Raw genomic sequence first — 25657 nt, 5'->3', positions numbered from 1 at the left:
AAAAAAAATATCCTCGTAATAATTTGTTACGAGGATATTTTTTGACCTAGTTTGTCTAAAACTATCAAGGATATTGTGAGTATTTTACAATTGGTCAATAAATACATTTCTTGCTGAAGCTTAATCCAACAATGATATAGTTATTGAAACAGTTTATTTAACCACCATACTCACAGGTACTGCAACCATGTCCCAAGACAAAATCATTGTTACTCCTACTTCGGTTTCGACAAACTTTATAGTGAAATTTTCGGCTGGTGCAAAATTTTGTATCACGTGTTCTTCTAAAACCAAAGCATCGTATTCGGGTTCGCGTGATGCTTTTTGGTCTGAAATTTTAACGCCCCAACCATATTGTTTTGTATTAAAAATTACTTTCCAATTTTCTTCTCCTGGAATAGTCCACAGAGTGTATTCTCCTGCGGTAAGCGTTTCTCCGTCAATCAACAAATCTTTATTGGTTGTAAAAGTGGTAGCTTCGTTTGCTCCCGTGCGCCAAACTTCATTGTAAGGTACAAGGTCGCCAAATATCACTCTGTCTTTTTTTGAAGGACTGCTATACGTCGTGCTCAATTTGAGATTGCCGTCACTGTATTCCACGGTTTGTTCTGGACTGTGCTTTTTTGTTGCATTTTTCATGATAGGAGCAACGACAATAAAGAATAATAGGGCTAGAATTCCAAGTATTGCAAGAAACCAAAATAGCTTTTCATAATAGAAATTTTAAAGGTTGATTTTTTAGTTGATTAAATGTAGTTAAAAAAAATGTTCATTTTTAGTTTGAGTGTTTGGTGATTTTTCATAAGGCATTGAGTATAGTATATAAGATAAACAGGAAAAGGGAGCATTTGCTTTGATCATTACAGGACAGTTGTATTAAATATTTCGTTTCAATTTAATTTCAGTCCTATTTCTTGTTGCGCTTGCGTCTTGGTTCCTCTTTGTTTTCAGCTATCTTTATCATGAAATTAAAATTTCCGAAGAAAATAATAACACGTTGCAACAAGTCGAAATAATTTTCGTCTTTAACCTGAACGCCAACGAAAAAAACCATCAATTAGTGTCAAATTCATTACTTGTTGAACAATGTCGGGATAAGAATCCTAAAGCGCAACTTGCCTTGTACAAGCAATATTGTGATGGGATGTTTATCGTAGCAAGCAGGTATTTGAAAGATACTGCTGCGGCTGAAGACGCTATGCAAGTGGCATTTATCAAAGCGTTTAAGAAGATAGAACAATTTAGTGGAGACGTGACTTTTGGCGCGTGGTTAAAACGAATTGTCATCAACACATGCCTTGACGAGCTTAAAAAGAAAAAGATATATAAAGAGGAAATCAATGAGCAAACGCTACACATTGAGGATGAAGGAGAAGTGGGCTGGGAAACAGATGATGGCACAACGATGATCGAGATTAACCAAGCGATTGAAAAATTATCGCCCAATTATAAAAATGTTGTGCAATTATTTTTAATAGAAGGATACGACCATCAAGAAATCGCTGAGGTGCTGGGAATAACAGAAAGTGCATCGAGAACCAATTTGCACCGCGGAAAAATACAATTACAACAAACTTTAAAACATTTACAATATGGCACAGGATATTAGAGAGCTGATGAAGGGAAAACCATCAAATGAGCCATCATTACCACAAGGACACGAAGCACGCTTTGAAGCCCGTTTGCAAGCTGCTTTTGGTGATGAGAAACAAATTTCGGGAGGTAAAAAACCTCTGGTTTTTTGGATGCAAGTTGCAGCCGTAGCGATTGCCTTTTTGGCGGTGAGCTTCTTTGGTTACAATGCGTTGACAAAAAATAACGAGGACAATACAATTGTAGAAAACAATCCAACTATCGAGGGACTATTAAATGAAGATGGTACCCAAAAACAAGAAAAGATGATTCGCTTGGGAGATATTTCGCCAGAAATTAAAAGGGCAGAAAATCTATTGACCGCAGGAATCAATGTACAATTGGCATCGCTGGAAATTACAAACGATAATAAAGATGTAATTGACGGTTATATGAAACAACTGGACGGACTTAAAAAGGAGTATGAACAACTTAATCTAGAGCTCAACGAATTAGGTCCCAACGAAGAAACCATCACCGCACTTTTTGACAACCTAAAAATGCAATTAGAGCTTGTCTTAAAGTTAAATAATAAATTAAAAGAACTAAAAAATCAAAAAGATGAACAAATTAGTAGTATTGAAGTATAAGATTGCCGCAGTGCTCGCACTGGTGGTGGTTGTTACGGGTTTTTCTCAGGAAAAATTTGTAGAGTCTTATAACGCTTCGAGTGACATGGTGGTGACTGTAAATACATCGCACACCAATGTTATTTTTGAAACGTGGAATAAAGACAAAGTAGAGGTAGAGGCCTTTATTGAAGGTGAGGATTTAACAAAAGAGCAAAAGCAACAGTTATTCAATGACTGGAACTTTAATGTCCTCGGAAATTCCAAAAACGTAGTAATTACGTCTAATGGAAAAAAAGGTAACTGGGACGGATTAAGCTCACTTTCCTCCATGGAATCTTTAGAAAATTTGGATTTTCTAGGTCCGTTACTTGAAAATGCATTAGCACCTGTAATCAATGGCGTTACTTCGCCCGAATTTACCGAGACCATTATGCGTAGCGTAAGTAACATTGATTTTGACTATGAAGAATACAAAAAAGATGAAGAGGGCTATATGAAGAAATTTGAAGCCAAAATGGACAAAAATTTCGGAAAAGATTTTGAGCGCGATATGGAAGCTTGGGGTAAGAGAATGGAGCAAGAATACCAAGAACGTTTTGGCCCAGAATGGGAAGCAAAAATGGAAGCTTGGGGTGAAAAATTTGGCAAAGAAATGGAGAAATGGGGAGAGCAGTTTGGCGAAAAATTTGGAGAAGATATGGAAGGGAGCATGAGAGAATTAGAGAAAGCCATTGAGCGTAGTGTTAATGACGGAACATCTTATAAACAAACGGTTGTTGACCCTAATGGAAATTCTAAAACAACAATTATTACGAACAAAGGAACTAACATTCCTAAGGTAAAGCGTACAATAATTATTAGAATGCCTAAGAACACTAAAACAGAAATTGATGTACGCCACGGCGAAATTAAAATGGCTGATGCCTTTAATGTAAAAGCTACATTAAATCACACACCGTTTACAGCAGAGCGAATTGATGGGGGTAAAACCCTCATCAATGCTGCTTATGCTCCGGTGATTGTAAAGGATTGGAAATTTGGAACGTTGTACGTAAAGTTCGTTGATAAATGCGAAATTGGTAACGTTGAGAGTATTCAATTAAATGCAAACTCAAGTGATATAAAAATTTCTTCCATCAATAAAGAGGCATTTTTGACGGGTTCTTTTGGAGCATTGGTTATCGGGAATATCTCAAATGATTTTAAGACGTTGGAAATCGTACTTCGCAATACAGATGCCGCGGTTTCATTGCCCAAAACTTCTTTTTCTTTCTTGTTCAATGGAAAACGTTCCACATTAAAATACCCAAAATCTTTACAATTAACTTCTGAAAAGCAACAAGACCGAGTATTGGTCAAAGGATTCAACAGAGTTGCTGATAAGAATAGAAATTTCAGAATTAATGCCGAATACAGTAATTTAATTTTACAATAAGCGTTGGCGATTGTGCTAACCCAATCAGTCCCCAATGCTTTTTCTTCTTAATAACAAAACAACCTACGATCTTCTCAAAAATAGTGCGACAATAGCACTAATTACTGCCCCTCCCACAAGACTTCCTATTGCTGCTTGCCAAATATAATTTGTGATACTGAAATAATCATTTGCTTCCTTAATAGTCATCAAATCATTGGTTACACTGTAATTTCTTACATTTTCGAAATATTCTGGAGTGATATAATTGTGTGTTATATATTGACCCAATGGGGATAACAAAGCGACTAATACAGCAACCGCTAGTCCTGTTAAAAACCCTTGTAGCCACGTCATTCTTCTATGGTGAACGCGTCTTCTCTTCTCGCGCATGACAAGGACATACATTAAAATTAAAAAAGGAATAAATAGGAATGTTAACCAATAATGGTCAGCAATATTTTCGTCGTGCCATCCCAGCGTTTTTTCCAGCAACATCCAGACAAGGGACATAATCGTTATGATGATTGCCCATTTAATTTCAATTTTAAATCCTTTCAACATGGTAGTATTGTTTAATATTTCCGAAGATAAATAAATATGTTTTTTGTCCCTTATAAAGTTGATAACAAAAATCCCGAAACCAATTTGATTTCGGGATTTCACTATTTAAAAAATGAGTTTTTCTGAACCTTAATTTTGATTCAATAACACCCATTCTCCCTTAGTAATCAAAGGAATGGCTTGTTTGTATTTCACTTCTTTGCTCTCACCGCTCATCACATGTTTGATGGTTACTTTGTCGTTACGGCCTATTTTTGGCATCTCGCGAGTAATCGTTTCTGTGACTGCTTGGCGTTGAGGTTGTGTTTGTCCGGCAGCTCTAGACTCAGCCGCACGTTCATCCATATTTTGGATTTCGTCTTTCTGCTCGTTCAATTTCTCTCTAGATTTTACCTCACGCGCTTCTTGAATCTGTTGTTGGTTTTCCTGCGGAAGTTCCCCTTTGAACAAAAATGATAATACATCTTTGTTTACTTTTTCAATCATACTTTTGAACAACTCAAATGCCTCAAATTTATAAATAAGTAGCGGGTCTTTTTGTTCGTGCACAGCCAATTGTACAGACTGTTTCAACTCATCCATTTTGCGTAAATGTGTTTTCCACGCATCATCGATAATGGCTAATGAAATATTCTTTTCAAAATCTTTTACAAGCTCTTTACCTTGCGTTTCATAAGCTCTTTCAAGGTCGGTCGCGACGTTGAGTGTTTTTACGCCATCTGTAAATGGTACTAAAATACGCTTGTATTGATCCTTGTGATTTTCATATACATTAGAAATAACCGGAAATGCCATTTCTGCATTGCGACCCATTTTTTCTTGGTAATGTTGATATGCTGCTTTGTATGTTTTTCCAGCAATTTCTTGAACACCAGATTTCTCAAATTCAGATTTCTCGACAGGCGAACTCATTGAGAAATAACGAATCAATTCAAACTCAAAGTTTTTGTAATCTTGAGCCAATTTATTTCCTTCCCCAATAACCTCTGCAGTGTCATAAATCATGTTTGCGATATCAACGCGCAAACGCTCACCAAATAATGCATTATAACGACGCTTATAAACAACTTCACGTTGTGCGTTCATCACATCATCATACTCTAAAAGTCTCTTACGAACTCCAAAGTTATTCTCCTCCACTTTTTTCTGCGCACGCTCAATAGATTTAGAAATCATAGAATGCTGAATCACTTCGCCTTCTTTCAATCCCATTCTATCCATCATTTTTGCAATACGTTCACTACCAAAAAGACGCATTAAATTGTCTTCAAGCGAAACATAAAACTGTGAACTTCCTGGATCTCCTTGACGACCTGCACGACCACGCAACTGTCTATCCACACGACGCGAATCATGACGTTCTGTACCTATAATGGCAAGACCACCCGCTTTTTTAACAGCGTCACTTAATTTAATGTCGGTACCACGACCTGCCATGTTTGTTGCAATGGTAACAACTCCCGGTTTACCAGCTTCGGCAACGATGTCTGCTTCGCGTTTGTGCATTTTTGCATTCAACGTATTGTGTTCAACACCGCGCATGCCTAACATTCTACTTAATAATTCTGAAATTTCTACTGAAGTTGTACCAATCAATACAGGTCTTCCTGCTTTTGAAAGTTCGGTTACTTCATCGATAACTGCGTTATACTTTTCACGCTTTGTTTTATAAATCTTATCTTCTTTATCGTTACGAGCGATTGGGCGGTTGGTTGGAATTTCAACAACATCCAATTTATAGATTTCCCAAAGTTCACCAGCTTCCGTTACTGCCGTACCCGTCATACCACTTAGTTTGCGGTACATTCTGAAGTAGTTCTGAAGCGTTACGGTTGCAAATGTTTGTGTCAATGCTTCAATCTTTACATTTTCTTTTGCTTCAATAGCTTGGTGCAGTCCGTCAGAATAACGACGCCCATCCATGATACGTCCCGTTTGCTCATCGACAATCATAACTTTATTGTCCATTACAACATATTGTGTATCCTTTTCAAACAAAGAATATGCTTTCAATAATTGGTTTAATGTGTGAATACGTTCGCTTTTAATTCCGAAGTCTCTAAACAACACTTCCTTTTCAGCAGCTTCGTCTTCTTTTGAAAGTTTCTTCGCTTCAATTTTTGCGATTTCTGTACCTATTTCAGGCATTACAAAGAAATCTGGATCATCTTCACCAGATAGATAATCAACTCCTTTGTCCGATAATTCAATCTGATTGTTTTTCTCTTCAATTACATAATACAACTCCGCATCCACCTTTGGCATCTCTCGGTTGTTGTCAGCCATGTAAGTATTTTCGGTTTTCTGTAGAATTTGTTTTACACCTTCTTCAGAAAGAAATTTAATCAACGCTTTATTTTTAGGCATACCTCTGTAAACTCGTAGCAATTGAAAACCACCTTCTTTGGTATCGCCCTCTTTGATTAATTTTTTGGCTTCAGCTAAAACACCCGTTAAATATTTTTGCTGTACAGCAACGATATCTGAAATCTTTGGTTTCAGTTCGTTGAATTCATGACGGTCACCATTGGGTACTTGTCCAGAAATAATCAATGGCGTTCTCGCATCATCAATCAAAACACTATCCACCTCATCGACAATCGCATAGTGATGCGGGCGTTGTACCAAATCTTCTGGTTTGTGCGCCATATTATCACGCAGGTAATCGAAACCAAATTCGTTGTTCGTACCGTACGTAATATCTGCATTGTAAGCTTTTCTTCTCGCTGGGCTATTGGGTTGGTGGTAATCGATACAATCAACACTCATTCCGTGGAACTGGAAAATAGGTGCCATCCACGCGCTATCACGTTTTGCCAAATAGTCGTTAACGGTCACTAAGTGTACTCCGTTTCCTGCAAGTGCATTTAGATATACTGGCAAGGTTGCTACAAGTGTTTTACCTTCACCTGTTTGCATCTCAGCTACTTTTCCTTCGTGTAATGCCACACCACCTATGAGCTGTACATCGTAGTGTACCATATCCCAAGTGATTTCTTTTCCTGCGGCATCCCATGAATTTTTCCAGGTTGCTTTATCACCGTCAAGTGTAACATAGTCTTTTTCACCACTCAATTCGCGGTCATACGCAGATGCTGTCACCACTAAATTTTCATTATCCTTAAATCGCTTTGCAGTTTCTTTTACAACAGCAAAAGCTTCGGGGAGAATTTTAAGTAGCGTTTCTTTTTCAACCTCATAACGTTCATTTTTCAGCGCATCGATTTGGTTATAGATATCTTCTTTTTTGTCAATATCTTCTTCTTTATCAGCATCAAGTTGAAGGCTGTCTATTTTATCTTGGATTGTTTTTTGGTCCTCTTTAATCAAAGCCCTAAAATAATCACTCCTTGCTCGCAACTCGTCAAGAGATAATTTTTCTAGAGCGGCTTCGTGTTTTTTTACTTCGTTTACCAATGGTTGAATGTCACCAATGTCTTTCTTGGATTTGTCTCCAACAAATACCTTTAATACATTATCTAAAAATCCCATAATTTTATTTTTGAGTGCACTTTATATTAGTGCGGTAGTATTATAATTTCAAAGTTCCAATAAATTTTAATATTGAACTACTTTGGTTTTTGCTTGTTGTTTTTCTAATACCACATTGAAAAGCGTGGTAGGAGGGGGATGATTAAAGTGTAATCAATTTTCCCTTATGCTCTTTTGTAGAGTATTTCTGTTAGTGATACGTGCTTGTGATAGGATTTTAAAGTCTCATCATCGGCAGCACCGGTCACTTTTAAATTGTAGCCAAGAGCAATCAATTTTTCTTGGTACTGTTTCATTTTTTTAAACTCTTGCTCGTCTTTTAAAAGTTTAGTTTTTGAAATTTTAACGCCAGAAAGTCTAGTAGTGTCAAAATCAATTTTTTTCCATTCTTCTTTTTCGTCTGCAACTACATACGTTTGATGGTATTTATTGCTTTTTGAATCCTGAAGTAGGTCACGGTGTTGTGCCTCCATTGTAGAAATGAAGGATAATAAGAAAAATAAAGTGCATGTAGATGCGTTTCTCATTATGATTGATTTGTTGCTGTTTTAGTTATATTATACAGCTTTTTTGATTTTATTCTAGCCACGTCTTTAGCGTGGTCCGTCGTTGCGGAAATTTATTTTAATAGGTAAAGGTCGTTCAATAAAATGAAAAATAGTAATTCTGTTATATTTCCGAAGCCAAAAACCTAAACCTCCGTATGGTATAAATAAACAATAAAAGTCCCTGTAAAAACAGAGACTTTTATTATTGGATACCTTTATATTGTTGCAATGTTTTTAAAAACATTGTTAATTAATATTCGTCTTCGTTCCACAAATAATCATCATCTGTGGGGTAGTCCGGCCAGATTTCTTCAATAGAGTCGTAGGAATCTCCTTCGTCCTCGATTGCCTGCAAATTTTCTACTACTTCAAGCGGTGCGCCAGTTCTAATCGCGTAGTCAATAAGCTCATCTTTTGTTGCCGGCCATGGTGCATCACTTAAATAAGATGCTAATTCTAAAGTCCAGTACATAATATGTATGTTTTAATTTTCTGCAAAAATAATTTTTTAGCTGACATTGTCAAGTAAAAAGTGAATTATTTAAGCGGTATTTACAAGAGCGTTTTTAAGTATTTGAAAATTAATTGATTACCTCTGTTATTTTTTTGTTAATATCCATCAATGACGTTCGATTAACATGAAATTTTTAAAAATATTAAAATTTCCGAAGCTTGAAAATCTAAGTTATTTTTTCATATTTTAATACTTTTCAGGTATCCATTTTACTTCATCTGCTTGCAAGTCTTTGGACAATTTTCGTGCCAGCACAAAGAGGTAGTCGCTTAGGCGGTTTAAATACATGATTACGCGCTCGTCTGTAGGTTCCAGCTCGTGTAAATGTGTGGCAAGACGCTCGGCGCGACGGCATACGCAGCGTGCTACGTGACAATGTGACACTATAGGGTGACCGCCCGGCAATACAAAGTGTGTCATGGGCGGGAGGTCTTCATTCATTTTGTCCATTTCTTTTTCAAGAAGTTCGATTTCTTCTTCTGAAATTTTAGAAATATTCAACCGCTCTTTTCCATTTTTTAGGAGTTGCTTATCTGGCGGAGTCGCGAGAATAGCGCCTACGGTAAAAAGTTTTTTTTGAATGTGGACAAGAATTTCTTTAGAACGAGCGTCAATCTCCTGATCCCGAATTAACCCGATAAACGAATTCAACTCATCCACCGTACCATAGCTCTCAATCCGAATATGATGCTTGGGAACGCGTGTCCCTCCAAAAAGTGCCGTTGTCCCTTTATCTCCTGTTTTTGTGTATATTTTCATATATAATATCCGCATGCACGGAAATGTCTTTTTTAATTTCGTTTAGGAATTATTTTGCTTAAAATATATTGAGAGCTCTTTTTGCGTAATTTTATTTTGTCTCAAAACAAATAAATACCCAATTAGTAATGCCGCAACCAGCCACCAATTGATAACAATCATTTTTCATTTTCTCGTTTGCGCTCATTATAGCGTTCTCTAAAACTGCGTTTTCTGCGTTCGCGATTGGTCTGTGTGTTCTTCTTGTTCCAAAAATAAAGCCCGGCCAGTAAAACCATACCGCCTAAAATCAATAACATAGGATTGATGCCGTCAAAATATTCCATAACTCGAAGATACAAGACTGATGAGAAAATCACAAACAGTTGTGATTTGTTATTTACTAAACTAATTGAAGCGGATTAAGAACAATTTTGTCTTTGCTTAAACACAGATAAGCTGTAACATGAATTTTCGCAAATTTATTATGCTATCGATTGCGAACATCGCTTTCCACAAGTCCATCTCTTAATCTAATAACTCGGTGAGCATGCAGCGCGATTTCTTCTTCGTGGGTAACTAGTATTACCGTGTTTCCTTGTGCATGGATTTCGTCAAAGAGTGCCATGATTTCTACACTGGTTTTTGAATCCAAATTTCCGGTAGGCTCATCTGCAAGAATGATGGAGGGTTTGTTAACAAGTGCTCTTCCCACAGCTACACGCTGGCGTTGCCCACCAGAAAGTTGGTTGGGACGGTGGTCCATACGGTCTGCTAGACCTACATCGGTCAATACTTGTTCGGCTCTTTTTGTGCGTTCGGTTTTTGAAGCACCTGCATAAATCATTGGGAGTGCCACATTATCTAAAGCGGTGGTTCTAGGGAGCAAGTTGAAGGTTTGAAATACAAAACCTATTTCCTTGTTTCTAATTTCAGCAAGCTCATCCTGCGTCATATTGCTCACGTCTTGCCCATTTAGAAAATACGTTCCCGAGGTAGGCGTATCAAGACATCCCAGCAAATTCATCAACGTAGATTTTCCCGAACCAGAAGGTCCCATCAACGCCACATATTCGCCTGTTTCAATTTCAAGGTCAATACCTTTAAGGACTTTTACTATTTCTTGCCCCAAAGGGAAATCTCTGCGAATGTCTTTGATGTTTATGACTAGGCTCATGTATTTCAATTTTAAGTACACTAAATTTTTAGTGACGTCTTTAATTCGTTATTTGAAAGTAGGTTTCGACTTCCAGCCCGAAAGAAAATTTTATTCTGGCGGGCGCTCAACATTTTATCAATCAAAAACCGTTGGTTGTTTGACTCTTTTCCTTAAAAAATGTTACAACCGCAGTGTAAAATGTTCTTTGTTTTGCTCTTTTCTGAAAAAAACCAAACCCCAATAAAAGCTATCAATGCTTACCGTAACGTTTAGGTGGCTCGCAATTTTTTGCCACGCTTCGGTCATGGATTTACTCCAGTAAATATCATCAAAAATTATGACGCTGTCATTATGAACATGCGGAAGAAGTTGTTCAAAATACTCCAACGTGCGTTCTTTATCATGATTCCCGTCTACATAAATTAAGTCGAAACTATTTTTTGTAAATGCTTCGGAAATAAAGAAATCTTCAAACTTCGCGTTAATTAAATCAATATTATCAAAGCCAAATTGCTTAAAATACTTTTGGGTAACCGAAGCTGTTTCGGGGCAGCCTTCAATTGTTTTAAGGGTTGCTTTTGGACTTCCCAAAGATAGCGCAGCTGAGGCCATGCCTAAAGAAGTTCCAAGTTCTAAAATTTCCAAAGGTTGAAAATAGTGCGTTATTTTATACAGTAATTTTTGTCTCTTTTTTGGAATTCCTGCATTTTTCACAATGGCATTTACCTTTCGTTCATTTGATTTGAATACACGGGAGCCCGCGCCAAAATCGGTTATCGAAATAACGGATGTATCTCGAAATAACGCCTGTCGATACCTTTTTAAAACCTGCCCGTCCGGCTGGCGGGTTTCCGCGAAAGAGTTGTCTATTTTTTTATAAACACACTTGGTCAAAAAATCATACACAAAAGGGGAGTGGACCCCATGTTGGTTTGTGGAGTTTTTGAGAAATTTGAGGTATGATTTTATTTGGTAGTACAAGGATTTCTTTTCATTTTAAAACCGTTGCTCAAAACTAGGTTTCGACTGCCAGCCCGAAACTAAATTTCATTCTGGCGGGCGCTCAATCGGACATATTTATTTAAAATTAGCTTTCCATTTTTTCCATGAGTTCAAAATAGCGTTCGGTTTTTGCGTCGATGTCATCGATTATGTTTTGCAATTTTATGGATTGTTTGTCAATTTCGTCACCATCCCAATTTTCGGTAGCGAACTTATTTTGAAGTTCTTCGCGTTTCTTTTCTAGCGTGGCTATGTCTTTCTCAAGACGGCTATATTCTTTTTGTTCTTGATAGCTCAATTTTGCGCCTGTGGTTTGCTCTTTCCAGTTCTTTTTTTCTGTGGTTGCCTCGGCAGTTGCTGCTCTTTGTTCAACTACTTTGCTGTCTTCGTAGGTTCTATAATCGCTATAATTTCCTGGGAAATCCTGAATTTCGCCCTCACCTTTAAATACAAATAAGTGGTCCACAATTTTGTCCATAAAATAACGGTCGTGACTCACTACAATAAGGCAACCTGGGAAGTCGAGCAAGAAACTTTCCAATACATTTAAGGTTACAATATCGAGGTCATTTGTAGGTTCATCTAGGATTAAAAAATTAGGGTTTTGAATCAATACAGTACACAGATAAAGACGCTTGCGTTCGCCACCACTCAATTTTTCAACAAAGTCATATTGCTTTTTACGATCAAACATAAAACGCTCCAATAATTGCTGTGCCGAAATTTGGCGGCCTTTTTTAAGTGGAATGTAATCCCCAAATTCTCTAATGACTTCAATTACTTTTTGTCCTTCTTTAATAGTTATTCCTTTTTGAGTGTAATACCCAAATTTCACGGTGTCACCAATTACCACTTTACCAGCATCTGGTTGTAATTTACCAGTCATTATATTTAAAAAAGTGGACTTTCCGGTTCCGTTTTTTCCAATAATTCCCACACGTTCGCCACGAATAAAATTGTATTCAAATTTTGTGAACAACTCTTTATCGTCGTATGCTTTTGATATCTTATGAATCTCGACAACTTTTGTTCCCATGCGCTCCATATTGAGTTCGAGCTCCATTTCGTGATCATTGCGACGTTTGTGGGCGCGAGCTTTGATGTCACTAAAATCGTCAATACGAGATTTGCTTTTTGTGGTTCGCGCTTTTGGTTGGCGGCGCATCCAGTCCAATTCTTTTTTGTAGAGTTGTTTCGCTTTCCCTGTTTCGGTGGCTTCTGTTTCTATTCTCGCTTCTCTTTTTTCTAGATAGTAGCTGTAATTTCCTTTGTAGCTGTACAAATTTCCTTCGTCAAGTTCTACTATTTCGTTACACACACGTTCTAAAAAATACCGGTCGTGTGTTACCATAAATAAGGTAAAATTCTCTTTTGCAAAAAGCGCTTCCAGCCATTCGATCATTTCAAGATCAAGGTGGTTGGTGGGCTCATCCATAACCAATAAATCGGGTTGGGTGAGTAGTGCTTTGGCTAACGCGAGTCTTTTTTTCTGACCTCCACTTAAATTCTTGATGAGTTGGTCGAGGTTGTCAAGTTTCAGCTTAGAAAGAATCTGCTTGTAGCGTGTTTCAAAATCCCATGCGTTATGAGCATCCATGCCGTCAAAGGCTTTTTGGTAAGCTTCGGTATCCTCTGGGTTGAGAATTGCTTTTTCGTAAGTTTCAATCACTTTTAAAATTGGATTGTCACCTATAAAAATAGTTTCTTCTATAGTACGATTGGGGTCAAGATTGGGTTCTTGGGAAAGAAATGCAACTTTGAGGTCTTTTCTGTAAACAATGCGACCTTCGTCCGGATTATCATCGCCCGAAAGCATATTGAGTAGAGAGGTTTTGCCAGTTCCGTTTTTAGCAACAAAACCAATTTTTTGTCCCTGATTAATTCCGAAGGAAATATTCTTAAACAGAACACGTTCGCCATAAGACTTAGCAACATTTTCGACTGATAGGTAATTCACGCTTTTATTTTCCTGCAAATTAAACGGTTTTTGACTACTAAAAATAAATAATGTTTTAATATTGTTGCACCTTGCGTTATATTTGTCGCTAAACAACCCCTTTTCTATGAGAGCTACTTATTTACTATTACTACTTTTTGTAATATTAAATGCTACTTCCTGTATTTCTACTGAAAAATTGACCTATTTGCAGGAACGTGAAAATGTAAATGATAGCCTTGTTTCAATCCGAAAAGTGAAAGAGCCCTACAGACTTCAAGTCAATGATTTATTGAGCATTAGAATGAAAGCGCTAGATGAAGAAATGATAGGTTTGTTCAATCCCGTTTCTTCAACAAATCCAAATGCAACTGGAGAGCAACGATTGTACTACGATGGTTTTGTGGTTGATTTGCACGGTAACATTAGGATGCCCATGCTTGGTGATGTCCCGGTATTGGGCTACACTGTTGAAGAAGTACAAGAAGAATTGACAAAAAGATTGAGCGAAGATTATTTTAAACCTGAAGCGAATTTATTTGTTACGGTAAAATTATCTGGAATTCGCTACACCATTAATGGAGAAATATCGAATCCAGGATCAACCATTATTTATCGCGACGAGTTGACCATCATGGAAGCCATCGCAAATAATGGTGATATAACCCTTACGGGCGACAGGCAAAATGTTGTGATTATACGTCAATATCCATTAGGTCAAAAGGTACATCACATAGATTTGACCGATATCAACGCCATGAATTCTCCCTACTATTACGTAAAACCTAACGATTTGATTTTGATAAATCCATTACCTCAAAAATCGATTGGAGCAGGTACTACGGGGCTTCAATCTTTTACGACAATCTTATCTGTGGTTACTGCGTTAACGACTGTAATCTTACTATTTATTAGATTTTAATGAACGAAGAATTCGAAATACAAAACCAATCAAGCTCAAATTTTGACTTTAAGAGTTTTTTGTACAAGTTATTAGCGCATTGGTATCTCTTTGTTATTACCATAATACTGGCTTTAGCGGTTGCGCATTACATAAACGTAAGAAAGTTAGCGGTGTACTCAATGAGTAATTTGATAACGATTAAAGACGATCAAAACCCTTTTTTTACTACAAATACGAGCCTGACTTTTAACTGGGGTGGTACAACAGATAAAGTAAATACTGCGGTTATAACACTCAAGTCGCGTTCTCACAATGAAAAAGTAGTAGAGCGATTACAATATTATTTGAACTACAAAAAAAATGGTGAGTACCAATTAGTAGATGCATATAAAAAGACTCCGTTTTTTGTTGAAGTAGCATCAGATAAATGGCAGGCTCTTGGGCAAAGTTTTAAAGTAGTTTTTAAGGATTCGGTAACGTTTAATATCTCATCTAGTTTTTCCGGCGGAAATGTGACTGTTCAAAATTACGTTTCAAAAGAAACAAAGTCTATATATATTGAAGCTCAGGAATACAGTAAAGATTTTAAGTTGGGACAACGTATTGAAGAACCATTCTTTAACGGATTGTTTGTGCCTAACCCAGAAATCGAAGCAGTTCCCGGAGTTGAATATTTTCTATCATTTTCAAATTTTGATGCGACAGTTAAAGGGATTAATGTAAATATTAGACCAGATTCCAAAGGATCTTCAGTATTGCGTATGAGCATGAATGGGCAGAATAAATCAAAATTGGTTGATTATTTGAACACATCGGTCGCTGTTTTGAGTGAAGATATGTTAGAGCGTAAAAATCTTTTTGCCACAAAGACTATTGCCTTTATCGATAGTAGCTTGAATGCAAAATCATTAGAGCTCAAAGATGTCGAAAAGGAGCTAAACACCTTTAAAAATAGAAATGAAATTTTTGATATTGAAGGCAAAGGAGGAGAAATTACAATTAAACTCAACGAACTAGACTTAAAAAAGGAAAGTGCAGATAGGCAACTCAATTACTTTGATGTTCTAGAAACCTATTTACGGAATAGAACTGATTACAGGGATGTTCCTGCACCATCCGTTGCTGGAATTAATGAATCTAGTATAGTATCGGGAGTTTCTCAAATCATTGAACTTGCTCAAGATCGAAACAAATTACAGTTTTCATATAAAGATGGGGCACCGGTTTTTGATAATATTGACCGACAAATAAACGCCGTAAAAACTGTTCTACTTGAAAATATTGCCTCTTCAAAAAGTTTGATGGGTCAAGAGCAATCACGACTTAATAGAGACATTAGTGAATTAGAATCTCAAATGAGGAAGTTGCCTAAGGAGCAACAAGAGCTCATGAAGATTGAGCGTAGATATAACTTGAGTCAAGGCACGTATGATATTTTTCTTTCAAAGAGAAGTGAGGCCGGTTTAGTGAAAGCTGCAAATGTGAGTGATGTTCAAATCATAGATATTGCTAAAGATACCGGCGGAGGGAAAATAGGACCAAATACCCAACTCAATTATATGATGGCGTTGTTATTTGGGTTTCTAGTACCTTTTATATATGTGTTTTTACGCTCTTTTTTCAATAACAAAATTAATAGTATTAATGATATAGAGCGAATTTCGAAAATACCCATGTTGGGTGCAGTAGGGAAGAGCAGAATTAAAAACAATCTTGCTGTAATTAGAAAGCCCAAATCTGCCGTTGCCGAATCTTTTCGTGGGATTAGGTCAAGTTTACAATTTATCTACAAAAAACAAGGTATTGAAGGAACAAAGACTGTACTGGTAACTTCCTCCGTAAGCGGTGAGGGAAAAACATTTACATCAATCAATGTGGCCTCTGTTTTTGCCCTGAGCGAAAAGAAAACCGTACTCTTAGGGCTTGATTTAAGAAAACCAAAGATTTTCGATGATTTTGAGATTACGAACAGTGTAGGTGTTGTTAATTATTTGATTAAAGACGCAAGTATTGAGGAAATAACACAAAAAACTCATGTTTCTAATTTAGATATTATTTTGTCAGGTCCCATTCCGCCTAATCCGTCTGAGCTATTAATGGGAGAAAGAATGGAGGAATTGATAGAGGAGTTGAAAGAAAAATACGATTACATCATTCTTGATTCACCACCGCTCGGCTTGGTCGCTGATTCTCTAGAGCTTATAAAATTTGCAGATGCAACTATTTATCTAGTTCGACAAAATTATACAAAGAAGGGAATGCTTGCAATGATCAATGAAAAATATAAAAAAGGAGAGGTAAAAAATATAAGTTTTGTACTCAACTTTTTTGAAGATAAGGCAAAGTATGGTTATGGCTATGGTTACGGTTACGGTTATGGAAACTACGGAAATGGATACCATGAGGAAGAAAAGAAACCATCATTTTTGCAACGCGCATTATCTATTTTTAAATCAAATAAAGATTAACCCCTGTTTGCCCCAAATTATATACATAACATAGAATGAATTATTATCTGTTTTTTTGATACCGTTGTTTGTTATTAAAAAAGTAATTTTGCAAAAAAAATAAAAGGGCTAGTTAAGCCCTTGAATCAATAAAATTATGAATAAAAAACCAACTATAGCAATCATAGGTTTGGGATATGTAGGTCTCCCTTTGGCGGTAGCTTTTGCTTCAAAATTTAAAGTAATAGGTCTTGATATTAATAAGACTAGAATAGCTGAATTAAAATCTGGAACCGACAAAACTTTAGAAATAAGTGATGCAGAATTACAGTCATCCATGGAAATTTCTGAAGAAAATGGACTTGTAGTGACTGATAATCCTTCGGAGATTAACGAGGCGACAGTTTATATTGTAACAGTTCCTACACCTACAAATAAATACAATCAACCTGTGTTGACGCCTCTTGTAAAAGCTAGTGAAACTGTGAGTGCTGTGCTTAAAAAGAATGACGTTGTTATTTACGAGTCAACAGTGTATCCTGGAGTTACCGAAGATGTTTGTGTGCCAATTCTAGAGGAAATTTCAGGAATGAAATTTAATACAGATTTTTTCGCAGGCTACTCGCCAGAGCGAATCAATCCAGGAGATAAAACACATACAGTCACAAAAATATTGAAAGTTACTTCAGGTTCAACCCCAGAGATTGCAACGTATGTAGATAATCTTTATAAAGAAGTAATCACTGCAGGAACCCATTTGGCACCAAGTATTAAGGTTGCCGAAGCTGCTAAAGTGATTGAAAATTCACAACGGGATATCAATATTGCTTTTGTTAATGAGCTTTCAAAAATATTTAGACTCCTTGACATTAATACTCAAGACGTACTTGAAGCTGCAGGGACAAAATGGAATTTTATTAAATTTTCGCCAGGACTTGTAGGAGGTCATTGTATAGGTGTCGATCCCTATTACTTGGCGCAAAAAGCCATCGAGGAAGGCTATAATCCAGAGATTATCCTTGCAGGTCGTAGAATGAATGACGGGATGGGAGCGTATGTAGCTTCTGAAGTCATCAAACTTATGATCAAAAAAGATGCAAAGGTTAAAAACGGAAATGTGCTTGTCATGGGAATAACGTTTAAAGAAAATTGCCCAGACATACGTAACAGTAAAGTGATCGATGTAATTAGCGAATTAAAGAAATTTAATTTAAATGTTGACGTTTTTGACCCTTGGGCAAATGCAGAAGAAGTTAAAAGAGAATTCTCACTACCCTTGATAACAGAGGAAAGTAAATTGAAGTCGGATTACGATGCAATCATATTAGCCGTTTCACATAATGAATTTAAAACGTTTGATTTAAAATCGCATACTGCATCTAAAAACGTAGTATTTGATGTTAAATCATTTTTTCCTTTAAACAAAACAGACGGCAGACTATAATGTTCAAAAATCCATATCATACACAAGATTTATCAAAACTCAATTTTTTAGTAACTGGAGGTGCAGGCTTTATAGGAAGTAACATCGTTGCCTATTTGCTTAAATATGGTGCCAAAAAAGTGAGAGTACTCGATAACCTTTCTAACGGTCATTATAAAAATATAAAGGAATTTGAAAATCATGCGGATTTCGAATTTATAGAAGGTGATATCCGTGATTTGGAAACTTGTAAAAAGGCAATGGACGGTATTGATTATGTTACACACCAAGCTGCACTAGGTTCGGTGCCGCGTTCCATTAACGACCCTATTACCTCTAATGAGGTCAACGTTGGCGGATTTTTAAATATGCTCGTTGCACAAAAAGATAGTGATACGGTAAAACGATTGGTATATGCAGCGTCAAGTTCAACGTATGGCGATAGTCCAGCGTTGCCTAAAGTAGAAGCAAACATTGGGAAACCTATTTCACCCTATGCTGTTACAAAATTAGTGAATGAAATATATGCAGATGTATTTTATAAAACCTACGGCACACCAACGGTTGGACTAAGATATTTTAATGTATTTGGCCCCAAGCAAAGTCCAGACGGAGCTTATGCTGCTGTAATTCCATTATTCATGCAGGCACTCTTAGACGAAAAAGCTCCAACGATTAATGGCAACGGAGAACAAACACGCGACTTTACCTATGTTGAAAATGCGGTCCAAGCAAATATTCGAGCATTTTTTGCGCCTAATGAAGCTGTGAACGAAGTATTCAACATTGCTTACGGAGAACGCATCAGCCTAAATAACCTTTGGGAAGAGTTAAAAACTGTTTCAGAAAAAAATGTTACAGCTCATTACGGCCCAGATAGAAAAGGAGATGTAAAGGATTCATTGGCAGATATTTCAAAAGGAAGAAATTTGCTAGGGTATAATCCATTATTTTCGGTGGCTGATGGCTTAAAGATTACTTGGGATAATTTTAAATAAATGAGCTTAGAAAAAGAGGATTGGCTATATGAAATTTCAGCTAAAAAAAAATTGATTGACCTCAATTTAAAAGAGCTGTGGCAATATAGAGATTTGCTTTTTCTTTTTGTGAAACGTGATATCGTTACCGTTTACAAGCAAACAATTTTGGGGCCTCTTTGGTATCTTATCCAGCCTCTTTTTACTTCGGTAATTTTTACGTTAGTTTTTAATAACCTCGGAAATATTAAAACCGGAGGCATTCCGCCATTTCTTTTCAATCTCGCAGGAATCACGGCCTGGAATTATTTTAAAGTCTGTTTGACCGAAACTTCTACCACATTTACAAAAAACCAAAATATATTTGGTAAGGTTTATTTCCCCAGGGCGATAATGCCTATTTCGGTGACGTTTTCTAATTTGCTCAAATTTGGTATCCAGCTCTTCATTTTTATCATTTTCTATATTTATTTTATCACGACCGGTGGCTATGATCTTACTCCAAATAGTAAACTAATGTTGTTCCCAGTATACGTGCTCATGATGGCTATGCTTGGGCTTGGAGCAGGAATGATAATATCTTCATGGACAACAAAATATAAAGATTTAAATGTTGTTGTAAGCTTTGCCGTGCAGTTATTAATGTACATTTCTGCTGTGCCATTCCCAATGAGTGAAATCATTGATAAGAAACCAGAATATGCATGGCTTTTAGAATATAATCCATTAGCTCAAATTGTAGAAGGATTTAGACACATTACCATGGATTCTGGTTATTTTACCTGGTGGGGTTTCTTTTATACGCTGGTGGTTTCATGTATTTTGTTTTTCTTTGGATTGATAATTTTTAATCGAACAGAGAAAAATTTCATCGACACCGTTTAATTTAAAATTGTAATATTTCCGAAGAACTCATGAGCATTATATTAACCGTTTCAAATATCTCGAAACAATACCGTTTAGGGCTTGTTGGTACAGGTACATTGAGTCATGATTTGAATAGGTGGTGGTCAAGAATACGGGGAAAAGAAGACCCGTATTTAAAGGTTGGAGCAGTTAATAATAGAAGTGCTAAAGCTACTGAAGACTATGTCTGGGCGTTAAAGAATATCGATTTTTCAGTCCAAACAGGTGAAGTTTTGGGTATTATAGGAAAGAATGGTGCTGGTAAATCTACGCTGCTTAAAATACTCTCTAGAGTTACAGGTCCTACTACAGGTGTTATCAAATCTAGAGGTAGAATCGCGTCACTTTTAGAAGTAGGTACAGGCTTTCATCCTGAGCTAACAGGTAAAGAGAATATCTTTTTAAACGGTGCAATCTTAGGAATGACTAAAGTCGAAATCAAATCAAAAATTGATGAAATCATTTCGTTTTCGGGATGTGAAATGTTTATTGATACACCTGTGAAAAGATACAGTAGCGGGATGAGAGTTCGCCTTGCATTTGCTGTGGCAGCACATTTAGAGCCAGATATTTTAATTATTGACGAAGTACTAGCTGTAGGAGATGCCGAGTTTCAAAAAAAGGCAATAGGAAAGATGCAGGATATTAGTAAGACCGATGGTCGCACCGTTCTTTTTGTAAGTCATAATATGGCAGCTGTACAAAAACTTTGTACGAGAGCAATGCTATTAGTTGATGGAGAAAAAGTTTTTGAAGGAAGTACGTTAGAAACTATTAACCGCTATAGACAAACCGTTTCGCAAGAAATGAGTCATTTTGATTTCAAAAAAAGGAATATTCCTAATAAATCTATTTATTTTACCAAGTTTGAAATTTTTGATTCTAATGAGAATCTTACAGATAAAGTAGCAATTGATGAAGCGTTTTACTTTAAAGTGGCCTTAAAGAGTTCTATAAACCCAAATATAACATTAAGAATAGTACTCTTTGATGCTAACGAGACAAGGATTGTTGCATTCGATTCAAGAGATACGAACACTACTTTTAACATTAAAGAGGGGAAGAACTGTATACTCTGTAAATTACCTGACGGACTTGAAATTAAACCTAATAATTACTACATAAATATCTCAATTCGTCAAGGAGAGGATTTGTATGACCATATTCAAAAAGTTGCAACTATAATAGTTGAACCCTCAGATTACTTTAATTCTGGGAAATTGATTACAAAAGATATTCCTTTGGTCTTAAAAAGAAATAAATGGGACTTTCAATAAATAATGGATGCAACACTGATACATATAATTATCATTTGGTCTAAAGGACTGTATGAGGAAGAATTCATTGTGAGTGATTTATCATCAAAATTTAATGTATTGAATACGTATGACGTACACTGGAGTGATTCATTTTTTCATGATAATTTAAAACGATTTTATGCACATTCTCAAAGTCATAGAGATGAACGTGACTTCAAAAAAATAATTGAGAATAAAATAATACATTGTGGAGCAGACACTTTTACTGCAATAATTTTTGAAGATGAGAGCCCTAAGATGGAAGAAATGAAAACATCTAATGGGGTTAATTTAGTCAACAAAAATGTATTTGACTTAAAAATGGCCTACCGAGAGCGTACCGGTGGGGGGCATAAAATTCATGCTTCTGATAATTTTTTTGAAGTCAATAAGGATATTTCATTGCTTTTTGGACTTGATGCCAGAGCGTATAAAGAGATGCATCCTCCCGCTAATAAAAAGTTAATATGGAATGAAAATATTGTTGGAGTTCCTTTTTATAAGAATGTAAAAGATCTTTTCTTCGTTCTTAATAATTGTATAGAATACGTAGTTCTCCGAAATTTTGAATGTCTTCCAGACGAATACAATATAGAAGGACACGGTGATATAGACCTTTTAGTCTCCAATCTCAACTATGCAAAATACGTAACAGGAGCGGTCGATGTTTATCCTGAACTATCGCATCGAGTATATCATCATATAAAAATAAATGGAGAATATGTTCCTTTCGATTTTAGGTTTTTAGGCGATGATTATTATGACTTAAAGTGGGAACTTGATATATTAAGGAATAAAAAAATGCACTCAAACGGGTTTTACTGTCCTAATCATGAGGACTATTTTTATTCGTTATTATATCACGCCTATGTACAAAAAAGAGTTATAAGTGAAGATTACAAATTGCGGTTATCACACATGGCTAACAAAATAGGTGTATCCTTTCCTGCTGATGAAGATGTACCATTAGTTATGCTTATCCTTAATACTTTTATGAGAAAAAGAGGTTATACTTATAAGATACCTCAAGACACCACAGTCTTTCATAATAAGAAAAATACTGACGGCTACCATGAAAGTGAAACTATTAAAGCAAAAGGAAAATTAATTTCATCGAGTATTAGCCGAAATGAAACTCAGGCATTTATTGCTGAGGTCTACGAGAATGAGCATAGTTTTATAAAGGTTGCATCACACCCTATAAGTCATAATGAAAATAGATTTTTAAATGTCTTAAACAGACATGGTTTTTTTCCTAAAGTACTTTCTTTTGAAAAGGGAAGTACATACGATACTGTTGAAGTTGAAAGGATTAAAGGAATTCCATTTTCAGCCATTAATTCGTTGGTGGGATTATGGAATCCTCAACAAGTTTTTCAATTATTAGATGAGTTTATTGATATTTTGAAGTTGTTAGCCGATCATAATATTGTCCACAGAGATATAAAACCAGATAATTTATTTTTAATAAAACGTAACGACGGATACCATTTACAACTTTTTGATTTTGGTTGGGCAGTAGACGTTACAGATAGTTCACATATAACTCCGGTAGGACTTGGCGGAAAATTTAAAAACAAGAATGGTGTACTCGCAGATGCACCTGCAACTGCAAATACCCTAAAACTAATTTTTCATAGTTTTCAATTTTTTAATTCTATTTTTAAACAGTTACATGCATTGACTTTTATAGCAAAAAAGGATAGAAATGCGTATTTAAAAGCGTTAGGAAAAATCCAAATCGAAATCAATATTGCTTCGGTTCACTTGAGTCATCGTGATAAGCTACGGTTTCAGTATAAAAAAATTGTCGCTATCTTGGGAGAAAAACATGTGGAACGAGTAAAAAAAATAGTTAGGAAACTGAAAAAAAAGATGCAATATTAATTATTTCAAATGTTTCATTGCAAACTTATTATATGAGTAATAACTTGTTGGTATCCATCATAATTCCTTTGTATAATCGCGCGTTGCTGCTGCCCTATACACTAGAAAGTATTATTGGTCAGACTTATGAGAATTGGGAATGTATCATCGTTGATGATGGGTCGACTGACACAAGTATATGTGTGGTTGAGAACTTTAAAAAAAAGGATGTAAGATTTTATTTGTACGAAAGACCTGAAAATTTACCAAAGGGTGGTAACAGTTGTCGTAATTTTGGATTTGAAAAGAGTAGTGGTGATTTCATACAGTGGTTTGATAGTGATGATTTATTGTTGCCGGGAGCATTGGAAGAAAAATTAAATGCCTTCGAACGAGAAACTCAAATTGTATATAGCGGTTTTAAAACTTTTTCCGGGCAACCTTCCAATATTCTCTCAACGTATAATTGTTTGCCTACGGATAATGTTTTTTTGGACTACTTACTTGGTGGAGTTGTTTTGAATATTCCTTCTTTTATGTACCGGCGTTCTTTTGTGAGAACATTAAGGTTCTCAGAGCGGTTGACACGAGCGCAGGATTTAGACTTTGTTTTTAGGTGTATTTCTCAAAAGGATGCCAAAATAAAACAAATTCAAAAAGCACACTCTTTAGTTCGATTGCATGAGCAAACAATCACCTCACGATTCTCTAAATCGAAGATGATTGATTTAAATTCTGAAATAATCGTAAGAGAGTACATCTTTAATACCGCATTAAAATTTGAAAAGCCATATATTTTATATCCAGCTCAAAAATATATTAATACTTTAAAAAAGCTAATAGTAGCTGGTAAATTTGAATTGTTTAGAGAAAAGCTTAATCAAAATGAGAATATAAAAAATGGCTTAAAGAGAAGGTTGCTATTAATTGCAATTATTTATAAACTGACAAATAGAGGGTTGACTACTTTTAATAAAATTTTAAATAGAGAATATCAATGATTCCTATAAAACAAAAACATATTGGAATTTTGACTAGTTACTTCCCGTCTTCTTCTGAAACATTTGTCGTTAATCATGTAACAGGTTTAATAGATTTTGGTTTTAAAGTATCTATACTGGCAAGAAAGAAAGAGTCTATAGAGAAAACGAGCCAACCTTCCATCTTCCAAGAATATAATTTATTATCAAAAACACAACAATATCTGCCTGAAATTCCGTTAAATCGGTTTGATAAATTTTTTTTCATTTTAAAAAATTTATTCAAGAAATCCTATAATTTTTTTTCATTTTTTAAAATAGTTTTATTTAGAAAAGAGGGGTCATTTTCATTGCATTTAAAACAATGGTTTAACGTAATTAAATTTTCTCAATTTAATGAAATAAGTTTCTTTCAGGCACACTTTGGTATAAACTCTGAACACATTGCAACTATGCATGAATTGGGTGCGATAAATAAACCTTTTTCGGCCACTTTTCATGGGGTTGGTGGATATGCTCAAACTAAAGATATGCCAAACTTGAAAAAAAAATATGAATATCTTTTTAATAAGGCAGAGTTTATAACAGTAAATTCTAGATATTTAGCAAATAATCTCATTAATATTGGATGTGAAAAAAAGAAAATTCATATTATTCCTATAGGAGTCGACACCAAACTCTTCAAATTCAAAAATAGAATTGTCAGTAATGAGATAGAATTAGTTTCAGTAGGAAGACTTGTAGAGCTAAAAGGGCATATTTATGCTTTGGAGGCTGTCAAGATTTTGGTTGACAATGGTTATCAAGTTAATTATACAATAGTTGGAGAAGGAGATTTTGAATCCCAATTAAAATTAAAAATAGAATCCTTGTCGTTAACAAAAAATGTAAGTGTGGTTGGTAAGAAGAATCAAGATGAAATTATACAAATTTTTCACAATAGCGATATTTTTGTTTTTCCTTCAATAACAGATTCATCGGGAAGGGCAGAGGCTTTTGGTCTTGCATCTATTGAAGCGCAGGCTACAGGGTTGCCGGTAATTGCTTTTAATAGTGGTGGGATTATGGACACTATAGCAGACAATAAATCTGGGTTTTTAGTGCCTGAAAAAGATATTGTTAAATTAGCTTCGGCATTAGAAATATTAATCAATGATCCGGATAAACGCTATTTAATGGGCAAATATGCACGTTCTTGGATTGAGAAAAATTTTAATTTGGATAAAATTTTAGCAAAGAATATTGAGCTTGTCAATAAAATAAAAATAGAATGAATAGGATTACA

At 35.6% G+C, this 25657-nt stretch carries 22 protein-coding genes; 12 read left to right on the top strand and 10 right to left on the bottom strand.

Annotated features, from left to right (window positions below; all coding sequences use genetic code 11):
* Positions 1-153: 153 nt before the first annotated feature.
* Positions 154-639, bottom strand: coding sequence for a DUF2911 domain-containing protein (locus ACSHW7_RS09325; protein ID WP_435679074.1), 486 nt, complete (start codon positions 637-639; stop codon positions 154-156).
* Between the two features lie 421 nt (positions 640-1060).
* On the opposite strand from ACSHW7_RS09325, the gene ACSHW7_RS09320 reads away from it, so the two are divergent.
* Genes ACSHW7_RS09320 through ACSHW7_RS09310 form a run of 3 tightly spaced genes read left to right on the top strand, consistent with a single transcriptional unit; the run spans position 1061 to position 3639 of the window.
* Positions 1061-1609: an RNA polymerase sigma factor gene (locus tag ACSHW7_RS09320; protein ID WP_435679073.1), complete on the top strand. Its 549-nt coding sequence runs from the start codon at positions 1061-1063 to the stop codon at positions 1607-1609.
* On the top strand, positions 1593-2222 hold the full coding sequence (locus tag ACSHW7_RS09315; RefSeq protein ID WP_435679072.1) for a hypothetical protein: 630 nt from the start codon (positions 1593-1595) through the stop codon (positions 2220-2222). Before ACSHW7_RS09320 ends, ACSHW7_RS09315 begins: the two co-directional genes overlap by 17 nt.
* The gene (locus ACSHW7_RS09310; RefSeq protein ID WP_435679071.1) at positions 2194-3639 is read left to right on the top strand and encodes a hypothetical protein; all 1446 of its coding nucleotides are present in this window, start codon (positions 2194-2196) and stop codon (positions 3637-3639) included. The genes ACSHW7_RS09315 and ACSHW7_RS09310 overlap by 29 nt, the downstream gene beginning before the upstream one ends.
* A 63-nt stretch (positions 3640-3702) precedes the next feature.
* Here the strand turns inward: ACSHW7_RS09310 and ACSHW7_RS09305 are convergent, their stop codons facing one another.
* From ACSHW7_RS09305 to ACSHW7_RS09265, 9 genes are all read right to left on the bottom strand, one after another.
* Positions 3703-4284: a DUF4199 domain-containing protein gene (locus ACSHW7_RS09305; RefSeq protein WP_435679070.1), complete on the bottom strand. Its 582-nt coding sequence runs from the start codon at positions 4282-4284 to the stop codon at positions 3703-3705.
* Positions 4285-4311: 27 nt separating this feature from the next.
* Positions 4312-7674, bottom strand: a complete 3363-nt coding sequence (gene secA / locus ACSHW7_RS09300; protein WP_435679069.1) for a preprotein translocase subunit SecA — start codon at positions 7672-7674, stop codon at positions 4312-4314.
* A 164-nt stretch (positions 7675-7838) separates the two neighbouring features.
* Entirely contained in the window at positions 7839-8201 is a 363-nt protein-coding gene (locus ACSHW7_RS09295; protein ID WP_435679068.1) for a hypothetical protein, read from the bottom strand.
* Positions 8202-8472: 271 nt separating this feature from the next.
* Positions 8473-8694 carry a DUF2795 domain-containing protein gene (locus tag ACSHW7_RS09290; RefSeq protein ID WP_013070580.1) on the bottom strand — a complete coding sequence of 74 codons (222 nt, stop codon included), beginning with the start codon at positions 8692-8694 and terminating at the stop codon, positions 8473-8475.
* Positions 8695-8922: 228 nt separating this feature from the next.
* Positions 8923-9495 carry a cob(I)yrinic acid a,c-diamide adenosyltransferase gene (locus ACSHW7_RS09285; RefSeq protein WP_435679067.1) on the bottom strand — a complete coding sequence of 191 codons (573 nt, stop codon included), beginning with the start codon at positions 9493-9495 and terminating at the stop codon, positions 8923-8925.
* Between the two features lie 158 nt (positions 9496-9653).
* Positions 9654-9821, bottom strand: coding sequence for an LPXTG cell wall anchor domain-containing protein (locus ACSHW7_RS09280; protein ID WP_435679066.1), 168 nt, complete (start codon positions 9819-9821; stop codon positions 9654-9656).
* 143 nt (positions 9822-9964) lie between these two features.
* Complete coding sequence (locus ACSHW7_RS09275) at positions 9965-10651, bottom strand: ABC transporter ATP-binding protein (protein ID WP_435679065.1); 687 nt, start codon at positions 10649-10651, stop codon at positions 9965-9967.
* Positions 10652-10813: 162 nt separating this feature from the next.
* Positions 10814-11614: an O-methyltransferase gene (locus ACSHW7_RS09270; RefSeq protein ID WP_435679064.1), complete on the bottom strand. Its 801-nt coding sequence runs from the start codon at positions 11612-11614 to the stop codon at positions 10814-10816.
* A 106-nt stretch (positions 11615-11720) separates the two neighbouring features.
* Positions 11721-13592, bottom strand: coding sequence for an ABC-F family ATP-binding cassette domain-containing protein (locus tag ACSHW7_RS09265; RefSeq protein WP_435679063.1), 1872 nt, complete (start codon positions 13590-13592; stop codon positions 11721-11723).
* Positions 13593-13698: 106 nt separating this feature from the next.
* Here ACSHW7_RS09265 and ACSHW7_RS09260 point away from each other — a divergent pair, with 106 nt between their 5' ends.
* From ACSHW7_RS09260 to ACSHW7_RS09220, 9 genes are all read left to right on the top strand, one after another.
* Complete coding sequence (locus ACSHW7_RS09260) at positions 13699-14493, top strand: polysaccharide biosynthesis/export family protein (RefSeq protein WP_435679062.1); 795 nt, start codon at positions 13699-13701, stop codon at positions 14491-14493.
* A complete protein-coding gene (locus tag ACSHW7_RS09255) occupies positions 14493-16943 on the top strand; it encodes a GumC family protein (RefSeq protein WP_435679061.1) in 2451 nt (816 codons plus the stop codon). Before ACSHW7_RS09260 ends, ACSHW7_RS09255 begins: the two co-directional genes overlap by 1 nt.
* Positions 16944-17079: 136 nt before the next feature.
* Positions 17080-18366, top strand: a complete 1287-nt coding sequence (locus tag ACSHW7_RS09250; protein WP_435679060.1) for a nucleotide sugar dehydrogenase — start codon at positions 17080-17082, stop codon at positions 18364-18366.
* Positions 18366-19343 carry an SDR family oxidoreductase gene (locus ACSHW7_RS09245; protein WP_435679059.1) on the top strand — a complete coding sequence of 326 codons (978 nt, stop codon included), beginning with the start codon at positions 18366-18368 and terminating at the stop codon, positions 19341-19343. Before ACSHW7_RS09250 ends, ACSHW7_RS09245 begins: the two co-directional genes overlap by 1 nt.
* Entirely contained in the window at positions 19344-20207 is an 864-nt protein-coding gene (locus tag ACSHW7_RS09240; RefSeq protein WP_435679058.1) for an ABC transporter permease, read from the top strand. It abuts the gene before it with no gap.
* A 29-nt stretch (positions 20208-20236) separates the two neighbouring features.
* Positions 20237-21505, top strand: a complete 1269-nt coding sequence (locus tag ACSHW7_RS09235; protein WP_435679057.1) for an ABC transporter ATP-binding protein — start codon at positions 20237-20239, stop codon at positions 21503-21505.
* Between the two features lie 3 nt (positions 21506-21508).
* Positions 21509-23413, top strand: a complete 1905-nt coding sequence (locus ACSHW7_RS09230) for a protein kinase domain-containing protein (protein ID WP_435679056.1) — start codon at positions 21509-21511, stop codon at positions 23411-23413.
* Positions 23414-23445: 32 nt separating this feature from the next.
* Positions 23446-24393, top strand: coding sequence for a glycosyltransferase family 2 protein (locus tag ACSHW7_RS09225; RefSeq protein ID WP_435679055.1), 948 nt, complete (start codon positions 23446-23448; stop codon positions 24391-24393).
* Entirely contained in the window at positions 24390-25646 is a 1257-nt protein-coding gene (locus tag ACSHW7_RS09220) for a glycosyltransferase (protein ID WP_435679054.1), read from the top strand. Before ACSHW7_RS09225 ends, ACSHW7_RS09220 begins: the two co-directional genes overlap by 4 nt.
* Positions 25647-25657 lie beyond the last annotated feature (11 nt).

The organism is Patiriisocius sp. (genome assembly GCF_051252435.1).
Classification (GTDB): domain Bacteria; phylum Bacteroidota; class Bacteroidia; order Flavobacteriales; family Flavobacteriaceae; genus Patiriisocius.
The sequence above is the reverse complement of the archived record's forward strand: the minus strand, read 5'-3'. Positions and strand labels throughout refer to the sequence as shown.

Bases quoted from the DNA above. Each gene is read 5' to 3' on its own strand.
- ACSHW7_RS09325 (WP_435679074.1), bottom strand. From the start codon at position 639: ATGAAAAATGCAACAAAAAAGCACAGTCCAGAACAAACCGTGGAATAC.
- ACSHW7_RS09315 (WP_435679072.1), top strand. From the start codon at position 1,593: ATGGCACAGGATATTAGAGAGCTGATGAAGGGAAAACCATCAAATGAG.
- ACSHW7_RS09310 (WP_435679071.1), top strand. From the start codon at position 2,194: ATGAACAAATTAGTAGTATTGAAGTATAAGATTGCCGCAGTGCTCGCA.
- secA (WP_435679069.1), bottom strand. From the start codon at position 7,674: ATGGGATTTTTAGATAATGTATTAAAGGTATTTGTTGGAGACAAATCC.
- ACSHW7_RS09295 (WP_435679068.1), bottom strand. From the start codon at position 8,201: ATGAGAAACGCATCTACATGCACTTTATTTTTCTTATTATCCTTCATT.
- ACSHW7_RS09290 (WP_013070580.1), bottom strand. From the start codon at position 8,694: ATGTACTGGACTTTAGAATTAGCATCTTATTTAAGTGATGCACCATGG.
- ACSHW7_RS09285 (WP_435679067.1), bottom strand. From the start codon at position 9,495: ATGAAAATATACACAAAAACAGGAGATAAAGGGACAACGGCACTTTTT.
- ACSHW7_RS09280 (WP_435679066.1), bottom strand. From the start codon at position 9,821: ATGGAATATTTTGACGGCATCAATCCTATGTTATTGATTTTAGGCGGT.
- ACSHW7_RS09275 (WP_435679065.1), bottom strand. From the start codon at position 10,651: ATGAGCCTAGTCATAAACATCAAAGACATTCGCAGAGATTTCCCTTTG.
- ACSHW7_RS09260 (WP_435679062.1), top strand. From the start codon at position 13,699: ATGAGAGCTACTTATTTACTATTACTACTTTTTGTAATATTAAATGCT.
- ACSHW7_RS09255 (WP_435679061.1), top strand. From the start codon at position 14,493: ATGAACGAAGAATTCGAAATACAAAACCAATCAAGCTCAAATTTTGAC.
- ACSHW7_RS09250 (WP_435679060.1), top strand. From the start codon at position 17,080: ATGAATAAAAAACCAACTATAGCAATCATAGGTTTGGGATATGTAGGT.
- ACSHW7_RS09245 (WP_435679059.1), top strand. From the start codon at position 18,366: ATGTTCAAAAATCCATATCATACACAAGATTTATCAAAACTCAATTTT.
- ACSHW7_RS09240 (WP_435679058.1), top strand. From the start codon at position 19,344: ATGAGCTTAGAAAAAGAGGATTGGCTATATGAAATTTCAGCTAAAAAA.
- ACSHW7_RS09235 (WP_435679057.1), top strand. From the start codon at position 20,237: ATGAGCATTATATTAACCGTTTCAAATATCTCGAAACAATACCGTTTA.
- ACSHW7_RS09230 (WP_435679056.1), top strand. From the start codon at position 21,509: ATGGATGCAACACTGATACATATAATTATCATTTGGTCTAAAGGACTG.
- ACSHW7_RS09225 (WP_435679055.1), top strand. From the start codon at position 23,446: ATGAGTAATAACTTGTTGGTATCCATCATAATTCCTTTGTATAATCGC.
- ACSHW7_RS09220 (WP_435679054.1), top strand. From the start codon at position 24,390: ATGATTCCTATAAAACAAAAACATATTGGAATTTTGACTAGTTACTTC.